We start from the raw sequence: 18,192 nt of genomic DNA on the forward strand, positions 1-18,192 counted from the left end.
TTATAGCTTGTATTTCAGTGCAAGGATTAAGTTTCTCCCGGCAGCAGAAATTCCAGAAGAGTAAGGTCTGTAGCGCTGGTCTGTAATGTTTTCTATACTTGCGATAGCTTCAAACTGTTTGGTAACGTTATATTTCGCTCTAAAATTAAGAGTATACCAAGAAGGCGAATAAGGATTGCCGTTTTCATCAGAAGCGTATAAATAATCCTTCGATAATTCCGAAGGCGCCAATTGATTAAAGGATAATTCGTTATTATAAACGGCGAAAGCATCCAATTCAAACTTGCCTTTTTTGTAGGTTAAATGGGTATTCCCGAAGTTAGGTGCTACATGTCTTACAGGAACTTCAATACCATTTTCTTCCTCTTCAGACCCACCGATAACATTGTACTGCGAACGTAATTTTAAGGCTTCAGAAAAGTTGACTTCCACACCAGCTTCAAATCCGTAAATCCATGCTTTAGAGGCATTTTGTATGGCTTGCACATTACTGATTTCACCATCATAGTCAATTTCGCTTTGACCGTTTAGGGTGAAATCTCTTCGGGTTAGGGCATTGTCTAAAAATGTATAATAGGTCGCTAAATCAAAAATAACTTTGTTGTCAAAATTCAATTTTAAGCCAAGTTCACCACCATAGGCATACTCTGGGCTTAAATCTTCGTTAGGTACAACAACAGAGCCCGGTTCGGAATCAAAAACCTTACCTATATCATCAATATTTGGTGCTCTAAATGCTGTAGATGCATTGAGATTCCATTGAATCATGTCGCTTGGCGCCCAAATTATGCCTGCCGTACCAATAAGCGCTCCAGAATTGACATCCGCATCATTAAATGGCAAGTTTAAAAACTGGTTATTCTGAGTAAAATCAGCATTGATTAAAATATGATTGTAGCGCAAGCCAGATTGAAACACAAACTTGGGATTCGGCTTGTACTTAAGGCTAGTATAAACGGCCGCAGACTGCCAGGACGACCCGTCCGGATAACGGCTAACGGTTGGTATAATTGTATTGCTTTCTATGTTTTCTTGTCTCCCTGTGGAGTTGACATTATTATACAAATATTCAGCACCGTAGAAAAAACTACTCTTCTTAGACAACTTCTTTTCAATATCCAAATTGAAGGACAGCGCATCCACAGATTCCTCTCTAATATCCCTTAAAGTGGATTGAAAATCTCGGTCAAATCGCCCTTCCTGAAAATTTTGATAAGCGACCGACGCATGAATTTTATCATACAAATTTGAATTGCTAGACAGCTTAGTCACCTGAGCATTGGCCATAAACCATTTTTGCGGGCCGTAGTTCCATTCCGCAGAGCGCAATCCATCACCTCTAGGGCGAATAATCCTATCATATCGAGAAAATTCCGATGTTGCTGAATAGTATAAACCAAAATCAAAAGACAAATTATCCTCTGGTTCAAATCGTGCTTTTTGCAACAGATTTATTTGGTTATAACCCGTTGGGGTTTGAATTTCAGGGTCTGGATTATCAACCAATACATCCGTTCCATTTTCCGTAACCACAAATTGATTTCGCAAATAAGCATCAGGACCATGGCTTCCCATTCTTAAATCATCAAAGCTTGTGTAACTCACACTGGTTAAAAAAGCCCATTTTTTGTAGCCCAAATTAAAATCTAAATGCCCCGTGGTTTCGCTATTGGCAGTTGAATAACGCAATAAACCGTTGGCGCTGAAAAACAATTCATCCTTATAGGATAGCTGTGGCTTTTTGGTATAAAAACTCATCACGCCACCAATAGCATCGCTTCCGTAAACCACAGAACCTGCACCGAGTGTGACTTCGGTATTCTGAATAGAAAACGGGTCTATAGAAATGACGTTCTGCAGGTTACCACCCCTAAAAATGGCGTTGTTCATCCGTACGCCATCCACGGTAATCAAAAGTCTGTTGGTAGAAAACCCACGAATGATAGGGCTACCTCCACCCAATTGCGATTTTTGAATGAATATATTGCCTGTACCTTCCAGTAAATCAGCACTGGTTTGCGGATTGGCAAAACTAATGTCATTGGCACTTAGACTTACAATGGTTTGGGGAATATCGCGTTTGCTCTGTTCAAATTTTGAAGCGGAAATAACCACCTGATTCAAGCCTTCAACATTCAATTCTAAAAACACGATGTTGTTCTGTGCAACAATCTGCGCTTTGGTAAATTGTCGTTTTTTATAGAGGAAATTCTGAAAGAAAATAAACTCGTCATTGGTAAATTTTGAAATGTCCGCCTTACCATTAATATCGGTAAGCACAGATTTCGATTTACTGAGATTAAAGATAACCACACCCGGAATCGGTTCTTTGGAGCCCAATTCTTTTACCTCAATGACCTGAGCCATAAGGCTAGTGCCAGCAAACACGCATACAAAAAGTAAGAAGATGTGCTTTAAAGTCGTCAACAGATTAGCTTTGGTGGTTTTTAACCCTTAGTGAAAGACTTCGTTAAGGATTTTCAAGGATTTCGGTTTTCTAAAACTGCCCAAATGTAACTCAAAATAGTATAATAACATATTCAAAAAGTCCTGTCTTTCTTGGGCCGTTATTTTTATAGTTTGAAGTGCCTCAAAATCCATACCCAAAAGGTCTTTTAGCAGTGTTAAATTTTTCCCTGAAATAGAATAGATGCCGGAAGGCTGACTTTCAAATTGACCGGTCATTAAATTGAAATGTGTATAGCTTTCAGAAGAACTTTCAGGATAAAAACCTAAAAACTGAGTCAATCGTAACAGGAATAATAAATGAAAGTTTGAATAGGCTTCCACATCATCCAAATATTGAAAGGCGCTTTCCAAATAATCATACAATGCCTCATTTTTTTCCTCTTCTTGAAGCACCGAGGTCAATAATTCCGACAGAAACAAAACAATAGAGCCTTTGTAGATATTGGTATGCAGGCTTTTGTAAATATACTCTGGCCTTACTTCTTTTAAGTACTGTAAATCTCGTGAAACCTTGTAGGCTTCTTCAATTTGCAACTGGGATAAAGGCTGAAAATAGACCGCTTTCGCCTTCGCAGTTTTTGAGTTTTTTAACCCTCCTTTTATAAGATAACTTACCGCACCACGATGCTTGGTGTAGCATTTTACGATGAGGTCGTAGTCTTTGAATTTTAGTTTTGAAAGGACGATGGCTCTAGATTTAATATCCATCTATCGCACAATTAGAAGCTTTAACACCTTGGTTTCAAAAGTATCCAAATCGGAAATGAGGATAAGATATACACCTGAAGCCACGACGTTGTTTCCTAAGTTTTTACCATTCCAAATACCTGTACCTCCGTCAATGGCAAAATTATAGCCTATATCGGAACTTCTTCTATTGATTCTAGATTGTGCCTCAGCAACCAAGTTACCAGCTATGTCAGTAATCTTAACGTTGACGTTCTCAGTAAGCCCTACAATCTTTATTCCCTTGGTGATATCGTTTAAATCATCAAAACCTAGAATATCGTAATTAGGTCTTACTGGGTTTGGGTAAACATAGGCGCTTTCTAAATCCTCAACAGGTTGAGAGCCACCTGCCCTGAAAGAGACCATACCATTAGGCGTGGCAAAATAGACGGTACCATCATTGTCATCGATGACGATATCATTGATGGTGTTGTTAGGTAATGGCGAATTAGCTTTAGTAAATCTATAAATAATTGTTTGTCCATTAGGAGACACTAAAAACACACCAGAATCGGCTGTACCAATCCACTTATTATTAGAGCCGTCTACTTTAATATCTGTAATAAATTGGTTCTCCAACAACTCTCTAGCCAGACCATTTTCTAAAAAGATAATAGGTTCAACCGTGATATCATCTTCGAAAAATTCAGAGGAATTAAACATAACACGAAGGCCTTTTTCCGTTCCAATCCACAATTGATTTCTTTGGTCAAAAGCTAGCGCCCTTACGGCATTGCTGGGCAAACCATTTTCAAGACCTATAAAACGTTTAATAGGGTTGGCCAGAGTTTCATTGTAGCCAATAATACCGTTTCGTCTTGCGCCAACAAATTTAGTCCCGTTCCTATCAATAGCCATTTCTGGGAATCCTTGTTCATCATTTAGTGGATCTTGGATTGCATCTTCAAAACTGTATTGTTGCCACTGTTGCGATGCTGGATTATAAGCTGAAAGCGCATCATCTACAAGGCTTGTTGTGGTCCACAATCTACCGTCCTCGTCAAAGGTAAGAGCTGCAACTCGGATACTTACAAAATTAGGAGCTCCAGGAAGTATAATTGATTTTAAAGGGCTGTTTGTATTATCAAATAGTGTCGTCGCTTCAAAATCATTAAACTCCAAGAGGCCATCATGGAAGGAGCCAATGAAAACTTGATTGGTATTGTTTGGATTTATTTTAGGATTGGTCAGTGAACGTGCACCCAATATAGAATCGAATGGTTTACTTTGCCATTCACCTTCCATCAATCGACTGATACCACGACTGTCTAATGGAAAGGGATTCAAACCGATATCATAATCGCCAAAGGTTGTATATAACACCGAATTTAAAATATCCAGTTTAAAGGTGTCGTTTCGTAATGGTCCATTTGGTCTTATTTCTAATGGCTCAATAGGATTTAGCGTCTCAGTAGCCAAGACTCCAAAATCTTCGGTCCCTATATAAATATCATCTTCGAAAAGCATAGCCGATGTGAATCGAGTATCAAATTCTGGTATCGGATTTATTTGAGCGACTAGATTAAAACCGTCATCATAGATGTATACATTGGTCGGTGTAGTATACAGCAGACGATTTTCTGCAACTTCGGTATCGACAGGAAGTGAATTAAAAGTCTGTATATTAACCGCTGTATTGTTTACTACTTGGATGAGTCCACGGTTTGAGCGTAATGCATATATATTATCATTCAACATTTCTATTGATCTAAAATCACCAGAAATGATGTTTTGCCATTGCTGAAAATCAATAAGGTTTGGATTGTCTACCGAGGCGGTATATATTCCAAAGTTCATACTACACGCCGCATAGATCTGGCCATTGGCTACGGTTGTTTTTTCCACGGGAATCTGACTCCCAGAAGGCCCTATAAAATAAGTGTCTCCAAATTCCAATCTGTTAATATCATAAACCGAAATTCCAAAATCTGTAGACACATAGGCCAAATCTTCAAATAAGAAGAAGTCGTTAATTCCTCTGATACTCGGATCGATGGTGATTTTTTCAAGAATATCAACGACAGAAAGCACAGTTTTATCATCTTCAAAATAAACCTCAATCAATCCTGAGCCATAGCCAATCAATAAGAGTTGTGCAGACTCACTAAATTCAATCGTCGAAATTCTATCTCCAGAAAGTCCATTTATAGTGGTAATTGTTTCAATATCACCTGTTGTAAAATCGTATGAAAAGATCGCATTTTCAGCTGCCGCATAGAGTTTAGATTCGCTTCTTGTTTCATCAACAATGGCGTTATATGAAAAATGATCTTTCCAAAGGATGGAAAAATCTTGGGCTAAGCTTGAAGAAAATGAGGCGCAAAGACAGATAAAAACGACTAAAATTCGTTTCAACATTTCAGAGATTTTTTCAAATATATCTAATACTAACGGTAATTTATGGCTTATCATATACAAAAATAGAAAAGCCCAAATCCGCAATGGGATTTGGGCTTTAATCTTATGATTTGGTCTTTACACTACACCTTGTGCTAACATAGCGTCAGCAACTTTTACAAAACCTGCAATGTTTGCACCTCGGATGTAATCTATAGAACCATCGTCGTTCTTACCGTACTCTACACAAGAATCGTGGATGTCTTCCATAATGTCTTTTAATCGATCGTCCACTTCATTTCTAGTCCAGCTTAAACGCAAGGAATTTTGGCTCATTTCCAATCCAGACGTGGCTACACCACCAGCATTAGAAGCTTTACCTGGTGCGAATAAAATTTTCGATTTTTGGAACTCATGAATCGCATCTGGCGTTGATGGCATATTAGCACCTTCGGACACACATATACAACCATTATCTATCAATTGTTTGGCTTCTTCGCCATTCAATTCATTTTGTGTAGCACATGGCAAAGCAATATCACAAGCCACTGACCAAGGTCTTTCACCTTTAAAATATTTGGCATTTGGATATTTATCTACATATTCACTGATACGGCCTCGCTTTTCATTCTTCAATTCCATAACGAACTTTAGCTTCTCTGTATCAATACCGTCTTCATCCAAAATATAACCTCCAGAATCTGAAAAAGTCAATACCCTTGCTCCAAGCTCTATGGCTTTTTCAGCAGCATATTGCGCTACATTACCAGAACCTGAAATCACAACTTTTTTACCGTCGAAAGAATCACCTTTTGTCTGCAACATATTTTGGGCAAAATACACGTTACCATAGCCTGTTGCTTCAGGACGAATTAGAGAACCACCCCAAGACTGACCTTTACCGGTTAACACGCCTGTAAATGAGTTCTTTAATTTTTTGTACATACCAAACATGAATCCAATTTCCCTAGCGCCTACACCGATATCTCCAGCTGGAACATCTGTGTTATGCCCGATGTGCCTGAATAATTCAGACATAAACGCATGGCAGAAACGCATAATTTCGTTATCGCTTTTTCCTTTTGGATCAAAGTCCGATCCACCTTTACCACCACCCATAGGCAATGTGGTCAAGGCATTTTTAAAGACCTGCTCAAAAGCTAAAAACTTTAAAATACTTGCATTTACAGAAGGGTGAAAACGCAAACCGCCTTTATATGGGCCAATAGCCGAATTCATTTGAATTCTATAGCCTCTATTAACGTGTAGTTCTCCTTCATCGTCTACCCAGCACACTCTAAACGAAATAAGGCGTTCTGGCTCAACCATACGCAATAGTATATTTTTTCCGTTATAAATATTGTGTTTTGCGATGTATGGAATCACTGTTTCGGCAACTTCCTCAACAGCTTGCAAAAATTCTGGCTCGTGGCCATTTCTTTTTTTGACCTCTGCCAAAAATGCATCTATTTTTTCTCTCATATGAATATTATTAAAAACATAAGAATTTTATGCCCCAAAGATACGTTATATGTAATAATGACAGCTTAATTTTTTTAAATTCTCAATGGCATTAAAATTTTGCTATCTTCGTACTACTTCCCTGATTGATAATAATAAAAATGCATTTCGTCCGTTTTATTTTGTATTTCGTCGATATTTTCTATATTTGTCCCGAATGCAGCCTAAATCTATAATAACCTATGGTTCTACATTTTAAGCGATTTTTTGTTTTGGGGATGGCTTTGCTATCCGCTCAGCTAGGCTTTTCGCAGTTGGGCTTTTCCCATGAACTTGGCGTTATTGTAGGGCCTGTGCAGTTTCGCTCGGATTACGGACAACGCCTCAATGAGGAGAATAATATTGGAAATACTGGCTACGGTATTGGGTTAATTCACTACATCAATTTCTCTTACCGAGCAGACTGTAATTGCTACACAGCAGATACTTATTTTAATGATCACTTTAAGCTTAGAAGTGAAATTTCTTATAACCAAACGAACCTAGATCATTTTGGCAAGTGGGTTGACCCATCTTTAACTAGTGAAAATGCAGAACGATTGAGACGCCATTCTGGGCAGGCCAATAACTTTGATATTGGAATGCAGTTGGAGTATTTCCCATTCAGCATTCGTGCCTTTTCATCGCATCGTGGCGCTTGGGGCCCTTTTATAAGTTTGGGTGCGCATTATACTACATCTTCGCCAAAAGCATTTACCGATTACACCTCTGTTAATGGCGTACAGGACAATAATGTTTTCAATCCTAATAACATATACCAACCTTGGATTGCGGCCAGTCAGGGCGAATACCCAATAGACTTGGACCAAATCAATGCCTGGTCAGTCGTGACGAGTGTCGGGACGCGCTATAAATTGACAATTCTTTCCGATTTGATGATTGACCTCAGGTTCCAATACTATTTCAGTGATTGGATTGATGGATTTAATCATAAATTACCGTCAAATAAATTCAACGATGTTTTGGTTTGGTTGAATTTTGGCTATATCTATTATTTAGATTAGAAAAGTCTTCAAATAAAAAAGGCCTCAATTGCTTGAGACCTTATTTTATATTTTATTCTAAAAATTACCCGATGGCTTGTTCTAAATCGGCAATCAAATCCCCCTCATCTTCAATCCCAACACTTAATCTAATTAAGGAATCAACCACACCAGTTTTTTCACGTTCTTCTTTTGGAATACTTGCGTGAGTCATACTTGCTGGATGTCCGGCTAACGATTCTACACCACCTAAAGATTCCGCCAAGGTGAAGATTTTTAAGTTTTCTACAATCTTAATGGCTTCATCATAATTATTGCCTTTGGTAACAAAGGAGACCATGCCACCAAAATCATTCATTTGTGCTTTAGCCACATCGTGGTTAGGGTGATTTTCAAATCCTGGCCAGTAGACTTTTTCAATCTTAGGGTGATTATCTAAATATTCGGCTACGGCTCTACCGTTTTCAGAATGGCGTTGCATTCTAATGTGTAAGGTTTTAATCCCGCGCAGCGCCAAAAACGAATCCTGTGGGCCACAAACTGCACCACTTGCATTTTGAATATAATACAAACGTTCCGCTAGAGCATCGTCTCTTACAATCAAGGCGCCCATGACTAAATCACTGTGACCGCCAATATATTTTGTTGCTGAATGCATGACGATATCCGCACCTAAATCTAAAGGTTGCTGTAAATAAGGTGTTGCGAATGTGTTGTCCACTGCCAAAATAATATTGTGCTTTTTTGCAACTGCCGAAACCGCTTTGATGTCAATAATGTTCATCATTGGGTTGGTTGGTGTTTCTACCCAAATCAGCTTAGTATTTTCATTGACATAGGTTTCAATATTAGAGGCATTTTCCATGCCCACAAAATGAAATTTAATGCCAAACTTCTTAAAAATCCCTGTAAACAAACGGTAACTTCCTCCATATAAGTCATTAGTTGAAATAACCTCATCGCCTGGTTCCAATAACTTGATAACCGCATCAATTGCGGCCAATCCTGAGCCAAAAGCCAATCCGTGTTTACCGTTTTCAATACTTGCTAAAGCATTTTCCAAGGCATTTCTGGTTGGGTTGTGCGTGCGTGAGTATTCATACCCTTTATGCCCTCCTGGCGTGGATTGTGCATAGGTTGATGTTTGGTAAATCGGAGGCATTACCGCGCCATAAGCTGGGTCGTGTTGTTGGCCTCCGTGTATTGTTTTTGTATTAAATTTCATAGTCTGAATTTGAAAAAATTAAAGTGCTTTAGACGATTCTGTTAGCGATTGCTTACGTTTGAACCATCGTTGTTTTGAAGCGCCACAAATTTAACGGTTAATTCGGTGTATTCAAATTCATATCATACCTTTAACTTAGTATTAGTCATTGAATATTATTATTTTTTATTCAAGTATTTAAAATCTCTTATGCTTAGAAAATCTGCTCTTGTCCTCTTACTCGTTTTTTCGTTTTTATCCTGTAAAGACGAAGTAAAGCCACTCGCTTTTGAGACTACAAATATTGAAGGTGATTTTGCTTCGGAGATTGAAGTCAGTTATGCTCTTTTTTCTGAAGGAACTGCGAGCGACGCTATAAACATAACTCTGTCCGAGAGGATTAAAGAAGAAATCGGACAAGAAACCAGCGAAACCGTAGCTTCTGCCGTAAAAGCCTTTGATGATGAATATAAGGCCTTCAAAAAAGACTTCCCCGACAGCGCACAACAATGGGTGCTTAGTATTGAAACTGAAGTGCTTTATCAATCGGAAGACATCTTAAGTCTTGCTCTTAGCATTTACCAAGATACCGGAGGCGCACATGGTAATGACCGTATTAATCTACTAAATTTTGACCCAAAAACCGGTAAGCTTTTGGCCTACGATGATGTTTTTAGTGATATGGACGCAATGAAAACAAAAGTTAAATCAGAGTTCTATAAAACCGTTTCCGATGACGACGAAGACGAGAACCATGACTATTTCTTTGGGAAAGACTTCCAGCTTCCTGAAAACTTTGGCTTTACAGAAGACGGCGTTATCTTTTTATACAACACCTACGAAGTTGCGTCTTATGATAGAGGCTTTGTGGAGTTTGTGGTTGGTTATGAGGAAATCGAACAATATTCAATAAAAAATTAATCCACTTTATACCGCTCCGTAATCCGCTTAATTATCGGTCCGACAGTCAAACCTTGTCCAACAATAGAGACAATGACCACTAAATAAGTAATCACTAAAAACAACTCGCGGTGCATGTCTTTGGTTAAACTTAAGGCTAAGGCTATGGAGATTCCTCCGCGTAATCCACCCCAAGTCATGATAAGGGTTGTTTTTGGGACAAACTCCAAGCGTTTAGCAAAGAATTTTATGGGTAACCATAGCGAGAGGTAACGACAAATAAGAATCAGCGGAATGGCCAATAAACCAGCATAGAGATAGTTCTCTTGGTAGGTCAACACCAGCATTTCCATACCAATCATCACAAATAATATGGTATTGAGTAAAACGTCTATCAGTTCCCAAAATTTATCCACGTAGAGCTCTGTGATTTCGGACATACTCGATTCTCTAACTGTATCATTCCCCACAAACAAGCCTGTGGTGACCATAGCCAAAGGTGCCGATAAGTGAAATTTATGCGCAATTAAAGTACCGCCCATCACCGCGCCGATGGTTAAAATCACTTCGACTTCGTAATTGTCTATGGACTTCATTAAGCGATAGGTTATCCAGCCCAAAATGAGTCCCAAACCGATACCGCCAATGACTTCTTGTAGAAAGAGCTGAGCTATTTCAGAAAAAACAATCGCTTCGTTAGGCGCTTTGGCTATGGCATAAATCGTTAAAAAAACCACCACACCAACACCGTCGTTAAATAGGGATTCGCCCACAATCTTGGTTTCCAATTTTTTGGGTGCACCAGCTTTTTTCAGTATGCCTAAAACGGCAATGGGGTCGGTTGGGGAAATCAGAGCACCAAACAATAAACAGTAAATGAACGGCACGTCGAGTCCCATCCAGCCAAGGACGTAAAACATAATGCCACCAACCAAAAAGGTACTGATTAACACCCCAAAAGTAGCGAAGACCAATATGGGCCAGCGCTGTATTTTAAGTTGGTCGAAATTGGTATGCAAAGCGCCTGCAAAAAGTAGGAAACTCAGCATGATATCGAGTAAAACTGTTTCAAAATCAATGCCCGAAATGAAAGCTTTTTCGCGTAGCAGTAAAGTATCATCAAATTGCGCAATAACTACCACCAAAGCTGTAAATAACAGAGTGATAATCATCAACCCAATGGTAATTGGCAACTTTAAAAACTTCACATTGATGTAACCAAAAACAGCAGAAAGCACCACCAAAATGGAGGCAATAGTATAGTATTCCATAATTAAATAACGCGTTGTAAGGCGAGGATGTAGCCTAAATGAATCCCCTCGTGAAAATTGTTAAAGTCAATAGCATCATCGACGTTGGTCAAAGTGTTTTTTGTGGTTACGGTGTATTCGTTATAAGTTTGAAACACTTCGTTATCATAATCTTCCGCCGTTTTTTCAATGGTGGAAAACATTAAGTTTTTAATGGCGTCTACTTCGGCTTGGGTGACATCGCCTTCGGCTTTTGTGCCTTTTCGGTAGCGTGCTATCATATCTTCGGGCACCATGCACGGCAGGCCAGACAAGCGATACACCAGTAATTGCTGTGTGACGATGGTGTGCGCCACATTCCAAATGATGTTGTTGTTAAAGCCTTCCGGCACCTTGTTCAATTGTTCCAAAGAGAGGTTTTCCAATAAACCGTAAACATATTTTCTGCTTTTCAGCGTTACATCCAATGCCCAAGTCATGCGTATAAATTTTCAATAAAAGTACAGATTTTTTAGCCTGAAATGGACGTACTTTGTGGTTAGAAATTAAGTTTAATTCGGATGAAGCCTTGCTCTTCCTTAAATAAGATTCCCGATGCCTCGGGAAGTTAGCATGAAAAAAGTCTATTACCTCAGCACTTGCGATACTTGTAAACGTATTTTGAATGAGCTCGATTTGCCTTCAAACTTTAGCCTTCAGAATATAAAAACTGACGCTATGACCAAAGCTCAAATCGACGAGATGGCCAAACTCGCAGGAAGCTACGAAGCTTTATTCAGCAAGCGCGCACGACTTTACAAATCCTTGGAACTGAAAGACAAAAACCTGAAGGAACCAGACTTTAAACACTACTTGTTAGACCATTATACCTTTTTAAAACGTCCCGTAATTATCAATGGTGACCAAATCTTTGTTGGAAATTCAAAAAAGACCATAGCCGAAGCCAAAACAGCCATACATGAAAGCTAAATCCTGGGCTTTAATTGCTCTATTTGCGGTTCAGGTGTTGTATGGACTCAACTATACCTTTGCCAAAACCGTTATTAATGATGGTTTTGTAGAACCATTTGCGTTGGTAATGCTAAGGGTTGGAGGAGCTACATTATTGTTTTGGATTTTGAGTCTGTTTTTGCCTAAGGAAAAGATTGATAAACGCGACTATTTTAAGTTTTTTATCGCCGCAATTTTCGGCGTCGCTATCAACATGATGTTGTTCTTGAAGGGTTTAGAACTGACCTCGCCCATTCATGCGTCTTCTATCGTCACCATAACACCAGTCATTATTCTTATTTTATCAGCAATCATATTAAAAGAACGGATTACTAACCTTAAAATTTTGGGTGTTGTTCTGGCCTTAGCTGGTGCGCTAGCATTAACCATCTACGGCAAATCGTCTCGCCCTGCTGATAATGTACTTCTCGGGAATACCTTCATTTTTGTAAACGCCGTCTCTTACAGCATCTACATTATTTTAATTAAGCAATTAACGGCAAAATACCATCCGCTAACATTTATAAAATGGCTGTTCCTATTTGGCTTTTTCATGATACTGCCATTTAGTTACGAACAACTTATGGCGGTTGAATGGCACACATTTACGCCTTCGGTAACTTTTGCCATTTTGTTTGTCGTCGTCGGGGCAACCTTTGGCACATATCTTTTAAATCCTTTGGCTTTGCAACGATTAAAAGCCTCAACTGTTGGTGTGTTTATTTATTTTCAACCCGTTATCGCTGGTTTGTTTGCTACTGTTATGGGTGTGGACACCATAGACATTGTAAAAATTCTCGCCATGTGTCTTATCTTTTCAGGTGTGTATTTGGTATCTTATAAACCAAAATCGAAATCCTAGTTGAGTTTAACCGCCGAACGTTTTACTAAAGTTGATGATATTCCTGCTATCTATTGGGCAGACTTACACTGTACCCAAAACAGTTATTATTCGCCCGAATTTCTAAAAGCTTTTGAAGTCGGTAATAATGACATCACGTTTCATTATATTTTTATTTTGAAAGACACTACCGCCGTCGCCTTTGCAAATACTCAGTTGGTTACCATTGGCGTCAAAACCATTACCAAAAACATTAAAATTGTGCCGTGGCTGAAACGACTTGTAAATGGAATTTTCTGTGACAATAAAATCAGGGTTTTGTTTTGTGGGAATGTATTTCTCAGTGGCGAATATGGCACGTTTCTGAAAGTTGGAGAACCTAAAGTTGACACGTTTAAAGCCATCGCCAGTTCGATTGATGATTTGGTGAAATCCATAAGGGTGAACGCCATTTTTGTAAAGGATTTTGAAAACGAATCGCTATGCATCACAGACGAATTGAAGGATTTTGATTATGCCTCCATGCGAGTAGAGCCCAACATGACGATTGGCCTTAAACCCGAATGGCACTCCTTTGATGATTATAAAAATGCGCTCCGTTCCAAATACCGCGTTAAGGCCAACAAAGCAGACAAAGACAGTGACGCTTTAACCGTAAAGCTTTTTAATGAGCACGACATTGCGGAACATATCAATGCATTACAAGCTTTGTATGAAAACACTATAGCCAATGCCGATTTTAATGCGCAAGTGCTCGATTTGAATACCTACATCAGTTTGAAAGCCCAGTTTAAAGAGCGCTTTATTATTCAAGGGTACTTTTACGAAAACAAGCTCGTTGGGTTTTTGTCGGCGATGAAAAATCAAGACAATTTAGATGCCCACTTTATTGGGATTGATTATGAACAGAATCGGGATTTAGCTATTTATCCACGTATTCTAAATGATTATGTGCGCCTCGGAATTTCACTTAAAGCCGAGCGCATCAATTTAGGAAGAACTGCTTCAGAAATAAAAAGTACACTTGGTGCTCAACCCGAAGAACTCATGTGCTATGTGAAACACAAATACAAATTGCCTAATAGCACTCTAAAACCGTTTATTAAAAATGTGAAGATTAAGTCGTTTAGACAACATCGGGCGTTTAAGAAGCTGTGAGATGTAAGACTTGAGACGTTAGATGTTAGAGATGAGATAATTTTTCAGTCATTTCGAGCGTAGTCGAGAAATCTCAGCCTGTTTCATGAAGAACTTGCACCAAGACTCGCAGATTTTCACTAAGTTTCACGGAGAAATCTCACCCCCCCTCTTAAAAGCACTTCGACTGCGCTCAGTGTGACAATCTATTTTTTACTTAAATGGTGGAAATGCATTGCCTAAAAAAGTTAACTACTTACTACATCAGAGGCTTCGGCTTAACCCCATGTTTACGAGTATCTTCCTTGGTCAACACTTTAAAGCTTTCAGACTTTGGAAAGCGATTTGCGAGTTGCAATAAATCGTCTGGTAATCCCGTCAATTTTCTAGTCGTTAAATCAATCCAACCACCTTGCATCTCACAAAAGGCCAAATGCTCGCCTTTGTGGTTGTAGAAGTTGTGTTCAAACATAAAAAACATGCCATCTTCACTCAGGCCAGAAACCTCAATGGTTACCGTAATCGGTTGGCCCAAAAATGATTCCTTAAAATAGTACATGTGCTCATAAAATACCACAGGTCCCAGTCCGTTTTTCTTAATGACACCCAAGGAAAAACCTTGGTCGCTAAAGAAAGACATCCGCGCATGACTCATAAAATTAGTGTAGGCAGAATTCGCCAAATGGGCGTTGGCATCTACATCGCTCCATCGTATTTCAAATTGCTTCTTGTACATAAATTTCTGATGTTTTAAACAAGGGCAAATTTAAAGAACTCGGTTGGTCAACCCTAAGCCTTTTCAAATTAAATGAGACGGATATAAACCATGGAGTTTTGTACCTTTGGGCAACATTTAATGTTTACAATGATACAATCCATGACCGGTTACGGGAAGTCTGTGATTCAACTTCCGACGAAAAAAATATCCATTGAGCTTAAATCACTCAACAGTAAAAATCTCGATGTCAATGCGCGCATGCCGTCCATGTATCGCGCCAAGGAATTAGACATCCGCAAAACTCTTGCAAAGCATTTGGTACGTGGAAAAATCGATTTTTCCTTATTTGTTGAAATCACTGGTGAGGACACGAGTTCTACTATCAACAAAACCGTAGTCAAAGAATATATTAAACAACTTAAAGATGTGGTTGATGGGAACGAAACGGAACTCCTAAAAATGGCGATTCGTCTTCCAGATGCAGTTACCACCGAGCGTGATGATATTGATGAAAACGAATGGAAAGTCATTGCGCAGGAAATTGATTCTGCCGTTGAAAAAATAGTGGCTTATCGCACAGATGAAGGCCAAATTCTATATGAAGATTTTGTAGCACGTATCGAAACTATTAGAAGCTTACTAAAACGAGTTATTGAAATGGACCCCGAACGGATTGATGGCGTCCGTGCAAGATTGGAAAAAGGTATAGCAGACATTAAAGAAAAAGTCGATGAAAATCGGTTTGAACAGGAGCTGGTCTACTACATTGAAAAATTTGACATCACGGAAGAGAAGGTAAGATTAGAGAATCATCTCAACTACTTTTTATCTACAATTGATAGTGCTGGGCAAAACGGAAAAAAACTCGGGTTTATCGCCCAGGAGATTGGGCGAGAAATCAATACTATTGGTTCAAAATCCAATTACGCACCAATGCAGAAATTGGTGGTACAAATGAAGGATGAGTTGGAAAAGATTAAGGAACAGATGTTGAATGTGTTGTAAATTTCAATAGCTAAAGCACCAAATTCCAATGATGAAAAAAGGCAAACTCCTCGTATTCTCAGCACCTTCGGGCTCAGGAAAAACCACAATTGTCCGGCATTTGCTCGCGCAAGAGGAATTGAATTTGGAGTTTTCCATCTCGGCGACATCGCGCGAAAAGCGAGGCACCGAAGTCCATGGAAAAGACTATTATTACTTAAGTCTGAAGGATTTTAAATCGAAAATTAAAAACGATGAGTTTTTGGAGTGGGAAGAAGTCTATCGGGATAATTTTTACGGCACCCTAAAAACAGAAGTGGAACGCATTTGGGCTTTGGGAAAAAACGTGATTTTTGATATTGATGTCTCAGGTGGCTTACGTATAAAACGAAAATTCCCAGAAGAAACCTTGGCTATTTTTGTAAAGCCTCCAAGCATTGACGAGCTTAAAATACGATTGAAAAAACGAAAAACGGAAAGCGACGACAAAATCAATATGCGTGTGGCAAAAGCTTCTGCGGAACTAGCTACAGCGCCTTTGTTTGATAAGATTGTTGTGAATTCAGATTTAGAGCAAGCGCTTGATGATGCTTATCAGCTGGTTTCTGAGTTTTTGAAGAGTTAGTAAGTTTGAATTAAAGATTCCCGCTTGCGAAGCGTTGGGACTGTAGGACAGTTGAAATTAAAAGGATTCCCGTTTTCACGGGAAGTAAACATGAAAATAGGATTATACTTCGGCACATTCAATCCCATACACGTTGGGCATTTAACCATTGCAAATCACATGGCGGAGCATAGTGATTTAGACCAAGTGTGGTTTGTGGTGACACCGTTGAGCCCCTTTAAAAAGAAAAGTAGTCTGTTGGATAATCACCAACGTTTGGAAATGGTCTACCGTGCCACCAAAGACTATAATAAATTACGTCCTAGCGATATCGAATTCGGGTTGAAAGAACCCAACTATACCATTGACACCCTGACCTATCTACTCGAAAAATTCCCAGAACACGAATTCTCCTTATTAATGGGCGAAGACAACTTGAAGAGCTTTCACAAGTGGAAAAACTACGAACTCATTTTAGAGCATCACGATATTTTTGTGTACCCAAGGATTTCTTCGGGCACCATAGAACATCGGTTTAAAGACCATCCAAAAATCCATAAAATTGATTCCCCAATTATGGAATTATCCTCTACGTTTATCCGTTCAGAAATCAAAGCTGGAAAAAACATCCGTCCTATGTTACCAGAGCATGTTTGGGAATATGTAGATGAGATGAATTTTTATCGGTAGTAAACTATAGCTCCTGAAAGTAATTGAGAATTAAGAAAAGGACCTGTCTAATTTTAAACACCTGACAGGTCCAATATTACTCAATAAATATATAGTTGCTCTATTTTAATCCTCACAAGTCGACTGCAAAGCTTCAATATACATAGCCCAGCTTCGTCCAGAGAATGATATAACATTGTAACCTTCTGTATCTAAATCCATTTGTCTAAAGACACCGCCTCCACCGTCGTTTCCATCGCCGTCATCGCTATCATCATCAGATTCATCACCATTATTTCCAGCCCAAGCTGTTTCTTCTCCATCTGGCCCAATAACTTCTGCATGGGATGCAAAGCAAAATAGGTCGGATTCTGGCATAACCTCTCTGCTAATTAGATAAACTACTTTGTTGATATCAGCGCTGTGTGGTTCGGTATGGCCAAACTTTCCGATTTTGGGATTTCCAGAACCAGTAGTTGGCACCCATTCTTCGTTACAATCTCCAATACTCACGTGGGTTGTTCCGATAGTCCAATCCGCATCGGTTTCGTAGGTTAGAACAAGGTCTTCATCTGTCATTGATACAGAAACTGTACCCATAACCATATGTTGTCCTGCGACTAAATCGACTGTAAAGCAAGGGGTTTCTTCATTTACAGAACGGCTAGATGCCGAATTATTCACGGTATATTCCGAAACTCTAAAGTAATTCTGTTCTGGAGTCCCCTCAACTTGTTCCGTAGAACAGCTAAATATAAATGCAACGCAAAGCACGGACAGTAGGTGTAATTTTGATTTCATGGTTTTATTATTTGGGATTATAAAAAGTGAAATTTAAACGTAATGAAGATAAACA

At 39.0% G+C, this 18,192-nt stretch carries 17 protein-coding genes; 8 read left to right on the forward strand and 9 right to left on the reverse strand.

Annotation, left to right across the window (positions count from 1 at the left end):
* The 4 genes from ACFOSX_RS02210 to gdhA all read right to left on the reverse strand — a co-directional run bounded on the left by ACFOSX_RS02210 (position 1) and on the right by gdhA (position 7,017).
* The gene (locus ACFOSX_RS02210) at positions 1 to 2,367 is read right to left on the reverse strand and encodes a TonB-dependent receptor (protein WP_386100173.1); all 2,367 of its coding nucleotides are present in this window, start codon (positions 2,365 to 2,367) and stop codon (positions 1 to 3) included.
* A gap of 87 nt (positions 2,368 to 2,454) precedes the next feature.
* Positions 2,455 to 3,177: a DNA repair protein RecO gene (gene recO / locus ACFOSX_RS02215; protein WP_386096580.1), complete on the reverse strand. Its 723-nt coding sequence runs from the start codon at positions 3,175 to 3,177 to the stop codon at positions 2,455 to 2,457.
* Positions 3,178 to 5,556, reverse strand: a complete 2,379-nt coding sequence (gene porZ, locus ACFOSX_RS02220; RefSeq protein ID WP_386096582.1) for a type IX secretion system anionic LPS delivery protein PorZ — start codon at positions 5,554 to 5,556, stop codon at positions 3,178 to 3,180.
* A 117-nt stretch (positions 5,557 to 5,673) separates the two neighbouring features.
* On the reverse strand, positions 5,674 to 7,017 hold the full coding sequence (gene gdhA, locus ACFOSX_RS02225; protein WP_386096584.1) for an NADP-specific glutamate dehydrogenase: 1,344 nt from the start codon (positions 7,015 to 7,017) through the stop codon (positions 5,674 to 5,676).
* 221 nt (positions 7,018 to 7,238) lie between these two features.
* Between gdhA and ACFOSX_RS02230 the strand changes: the two genes are divergently transcribed.
* Entirely contained in the window at positions 7,239 to 8,060 is an 822-nt protein-coding gene (locus ACFOSX_RS02230; protein ID WP_386096586.1) for a THC0290_0291 family protein, read from the forward strand.
* Between the two features lie 64 nt (positions 8,061 to 8,124).
* On the opposite strand, the gene ACFOSX_RS02235 is transcribed toward ACFOSX_RS02230, so the two are convergent.
* Positions 8,125 to 9,264 (reverse strand): cystathionine gamma-synthase, encoded by a 1,140-nt coding sequence (locus tag ACFOSX_RS02235; protein ID WP_386096588.1) that lies wholly within the window; start codon positions 9,262 to 9,264, stop codon positions 8,125 to 8,127.
* Positions 9,265 to 9,453: 189 nt separating this feature from the next.
* Between ACFOSX_RS02235 and ACFOSX_RS02240 the strand changes: the two genes are divergently transcribed.
* The gene (locus ACFOSX_RS02240; protein ID WP_386096590.1) at positions 9,454 to 10,164 is read left to right on the forward strand and encodes a DUF3298 and DUF4163 domain-containing protein; all 711 of its coding nucleotides are present in this window, start codon (positions 9,454 to 9,456) and stop codon (positions 10,162 to 10,164) included.
* Here the strand turns inward: ACFOSX_RS02240 and ACFOSX_RS02245 are convergent.
* Positions 10,161 to 11,414 carry a cation:proton antiporter gene (locus ACFOSX_RS02245; RefSeq protein ID WP_386096592.1) on the reverse strand — a complete coding sequence of 418 codons (1,254 nt, stop codon included), beginning with the start codon at positions 11,412 to 11,414 and terminating at the stop codon, positions 10,161 to 10,163. The two genes, ACFOSX_RS02240 and ACFOSX_RS02245, sit on opposite strands and share 4 nt — an antisense overlap.
* A gap of 2 nt (positions 11,415 to 11,416) precedes the next feature.
* On the reverse strand, positions 11,417 to 11,872 hold the full coding sequence (locus ACFOSX_RS02250; RefSeq protein ID WP_386096594.1) for a DinB family protein: 456 nt from the start codon (positions 11,870 to 11,872) through the stop codon (positions 11,417 to 11,419).
* A 133-nt stretch (positions 11,873 to 12,005) separates the two neighbouring features.
* Here ACFOSX_RS02250 and ACFOSX_RS02255 point away from each other — a divergent pair, with 133 nt between their 5' ends.
* The 3 genes from ACFOSX_RS02255 to ACFOSX_RS02265 are packed head-to-tail and all read left to right on the forward strand — an operon-like array spanning position 12,006 to position 14,382.
* Complete coding sequence (locus ACFOSX_RS02255) at positions 12,006 to 12,362, forward strand: arsenate reductase family protein (RefSeq protein WP_386096596.1); 357 nt, start codon at positions 12,006 to 12,008, stop codon at positions 12,360 to 12,362.
* A complete protein-coding gene (locus tag ACFOSX_RS02260) occupies positions 12,352 to 13,245 on the forward strand; it encodes a DMT family transporter (RefSeq protein WP_386096598.1) in 894 nt (297 codons plus the stop codon). Before ACFOSX_RS02255 ends, ACFOSX_RS02260 begins: the two co-directional genes overlap by 11 nt.
* The gene (locus ACFOSX_RS02265; RefSeq protein ID WP_386096600.1) at positions 13,246 to 14,382 is read left to right on the forward strand and encodes a hypothetical protein; all 1,137 of its coding nucleotides are present in this window, start codon (positions 13,246 to 13,248) and stop codon (positions 14,380 to 14,382) included. It begins immediately after the preceding gene.
* A gap of 238 nt (positions 14,383 to 14,620) precedes the next feature.
* On the opposite strand, the gene ACFOSX_RS02270 is transcribed toward ACFOSX_RS02265, so the two are convergent.
* Positions 14,621 to 15,097: an acyl-CoA thioesterase gene (locus ACFOSX_RS02270; protein ID WP_386096602.1), complete on the reverse strand. Its 477-nt coding sequence runs from the start codon at positions 15,095 to 15,097 to the stop codon at positions 14,621 to 14,623.
* A 129-nt stretch (positions 15,098 to 15,226) separates the two neighbouring features.
* Between ACFOSX_RS02270 and ACFOSX_RS02275 the strand changes: the two genes are divergently transcribed.
* The 3 genes from ACFOSX_RS02275 (at position 15,227) to nadD (ending at position 17,357) form a co-directional block, all read left to right on the forward strand.
* The gene (locus ACFOSX_RS02275) at positions 15,227 to 16,084 is read left to right on the forward strand and encodes a YicC/YloC family endoribonuclease (RefSeq protein WP_386100176.1); all 858 of its coding nucleotides are present in this window, start codon (positions 15,227 to 15,229) and stop codon (positions 16,082 to 16,084) included.
* A 31-nt stretch (positions 16,085 to 16,115) separates the two neighbouring features.
* Positions 16,116 to 16,688 carry a guanylate kinase gene (gene gmk / locus ACFOSX_RS02280; RefSeq protein ID WP_386100179.1) on the forward strand — a complete coding sequence of 191 codons (573 nt, stop codon included), beginning with the start codon at positions 16,116 to 16,118 and terminating at the stop codon, positions 16,686 to 16,688.
* Positions 16,689 to 16,778: 90 nt separating this feature from the next.
* On the forward strand, positions 16,779 to 17,357 hold the full coding sequence (gene nadD / locus ACFOSX_RS02285) for a nicotinate (nicotinamide) nucleotide adenylyltransferase (RefSeq protein ID WP_386096604.1): 579 nt from the start codon (positions 16,779 to 16,781) through the stop codon (positions 17,355 to 17,357).
* A gap of 105 nt (positions 17,358 to 17,462) precedes the next feature.
* On the opposite strand, the gene ACFOSX_RS02290 is transcribed toward nadD, so the two are convergent.
* The gene (locus ACFOSX_RS02290) at positions 17,463 to 18,137 is read right to left on the reverse strand and encodes a hypothetical protein (RefSeq protein ID WP_386096606.1); all 675 of its coding nucleotides are present in this window, start codon (positions 18,135 to 18,137) and stop codon (positions 17,463 to 17,465) included.
* Positions 18,138 to 18,192: the final 55 nt, after the last annotated feature.

The organism is Winogradskyella maritima (assembly GCF_042650215.1).
Taxonomy (GTDB): Bacteria; Bacteroidota; Bacteroidia; order Flavobacteriales; family Flavobacteriaceae; genus Winogradskyella; species Winogradskyella maritima.

Excerpts from the sequence above, each read along its gene's own strand:
- ACFOSX_RS02240 (WP_386096590.1), top strand. The coding sequence starts at position 9,454 with ATGCTTAGAAAATCTGCTCTTGTCCTCTTACTCGTTTTTTCGTTTTTA.
- gdhA (WP_386096584.1), bottom strand. The coding sequence starts at position 7,017 with ATGAGAGAAAAAATAGATGCATTTTTGGCAGAGGTCAAAAAAAGAAAT.
- ACFOSX_RS02230 (WP_386096586.1), top strand. The coding sequence starts at position 7,239 with ATGGTTCTACATTTTAAGCGATTTTTTGTTTTGGGGATGGCTTTGCTA.
- gmk (WP_386100179.1), top strand. The coding sequence starts at position 16,116 with ATGAAAAAAGGCAAACTCCTCGTATTCTCAGCACCTTCGGGCTCAGGA.
- recO (WP_386096580.1), bottom strand. The coding sequence starts at position 3,177 with ATGGATATTAAATCTAGAGCCATCGTCCTTTCAAAACTAAAATTCAAA.
- ACFOSX_RS02275 (WP_386100176.1), top strand. The coding sequence starts at position 15,227 with ATGATACAATCCATGACCGGTTACGGGAAGTCTGTGATTCAACTTCCG.
- ACFOSX_RS02250 (WP_386096594.1), bottom strand. The coding sequence starts at position 11,872 with ATGACTTGGGCATTGGATGTAACGCTGAAAAGCAGAAAATATGTTTAC.
- ACFOSX_RS02210 (WP_386100173.1), bottom strand. The coding sequence starts at position 2,367 with ATGGCTCAGGTCATTGAGGTAAAAGAATTGGGCTCCAAAGAACCGATT.
- ACFOSX_RS02290 (WP_386096606.1), bottom strand. The coding sequence starts at position 18,137 with ATGAAATCAAAATTACACCTACTGTCCGTGCTTTGCGTTGCATTTATA.
- porZ (WP_386096582.1), bottom strand. The coding sequence starts at position 5,556 with ATGTTGAAACGAATTTTAGTCGTTTTTATCTGTCTTTGCGCCTCATTT.
- nadD (WP_386096604.1), top strand. The coding sequence starts at position 16,779 with ATGAAAATAGGATTATACTTCGGCACATTCAATCCCATACACGTTGGG.
- ACFOSX_RS02260 (WP_386096598.1), top strand. The coding sequence starts at position 12,352 with ATGAAAGCTAAATCCTGGGCTTTAATTGCTCTATTTGCGGTTCAGGTG.
- ACFOSX_RS02235 (WP_386096588.1), bottom strand. The coding sequence starts at position 9,264 with ATGAAATTTAATACAAAAACAATACACGGAGGCCAACAACACGACCCA.
- ACFOSX_RS02245 (WP_386096592.1), bottom strand. The coding sequence starts at position 11,414 with ATGGAATACTATACTATTGCCTCCATTTTGGTGGTGCTTTCTGCTGTT.
- ACFOSX_RS02255 (WP_386096596.1), top strand. The coding sequence starts at position 12,006 with ATGAAAAAAGTCTATTACCTCAGCACTTGCGATACTTGTAAACGTATT.
- ACFOSX_RS02270 (WP_386096602.1), bottom strand. The coding sequence starts at position 15,097 with ATGTACAAGAAGCAATTTGAAATACGATGGAGCGATGTAGATGCCAAC.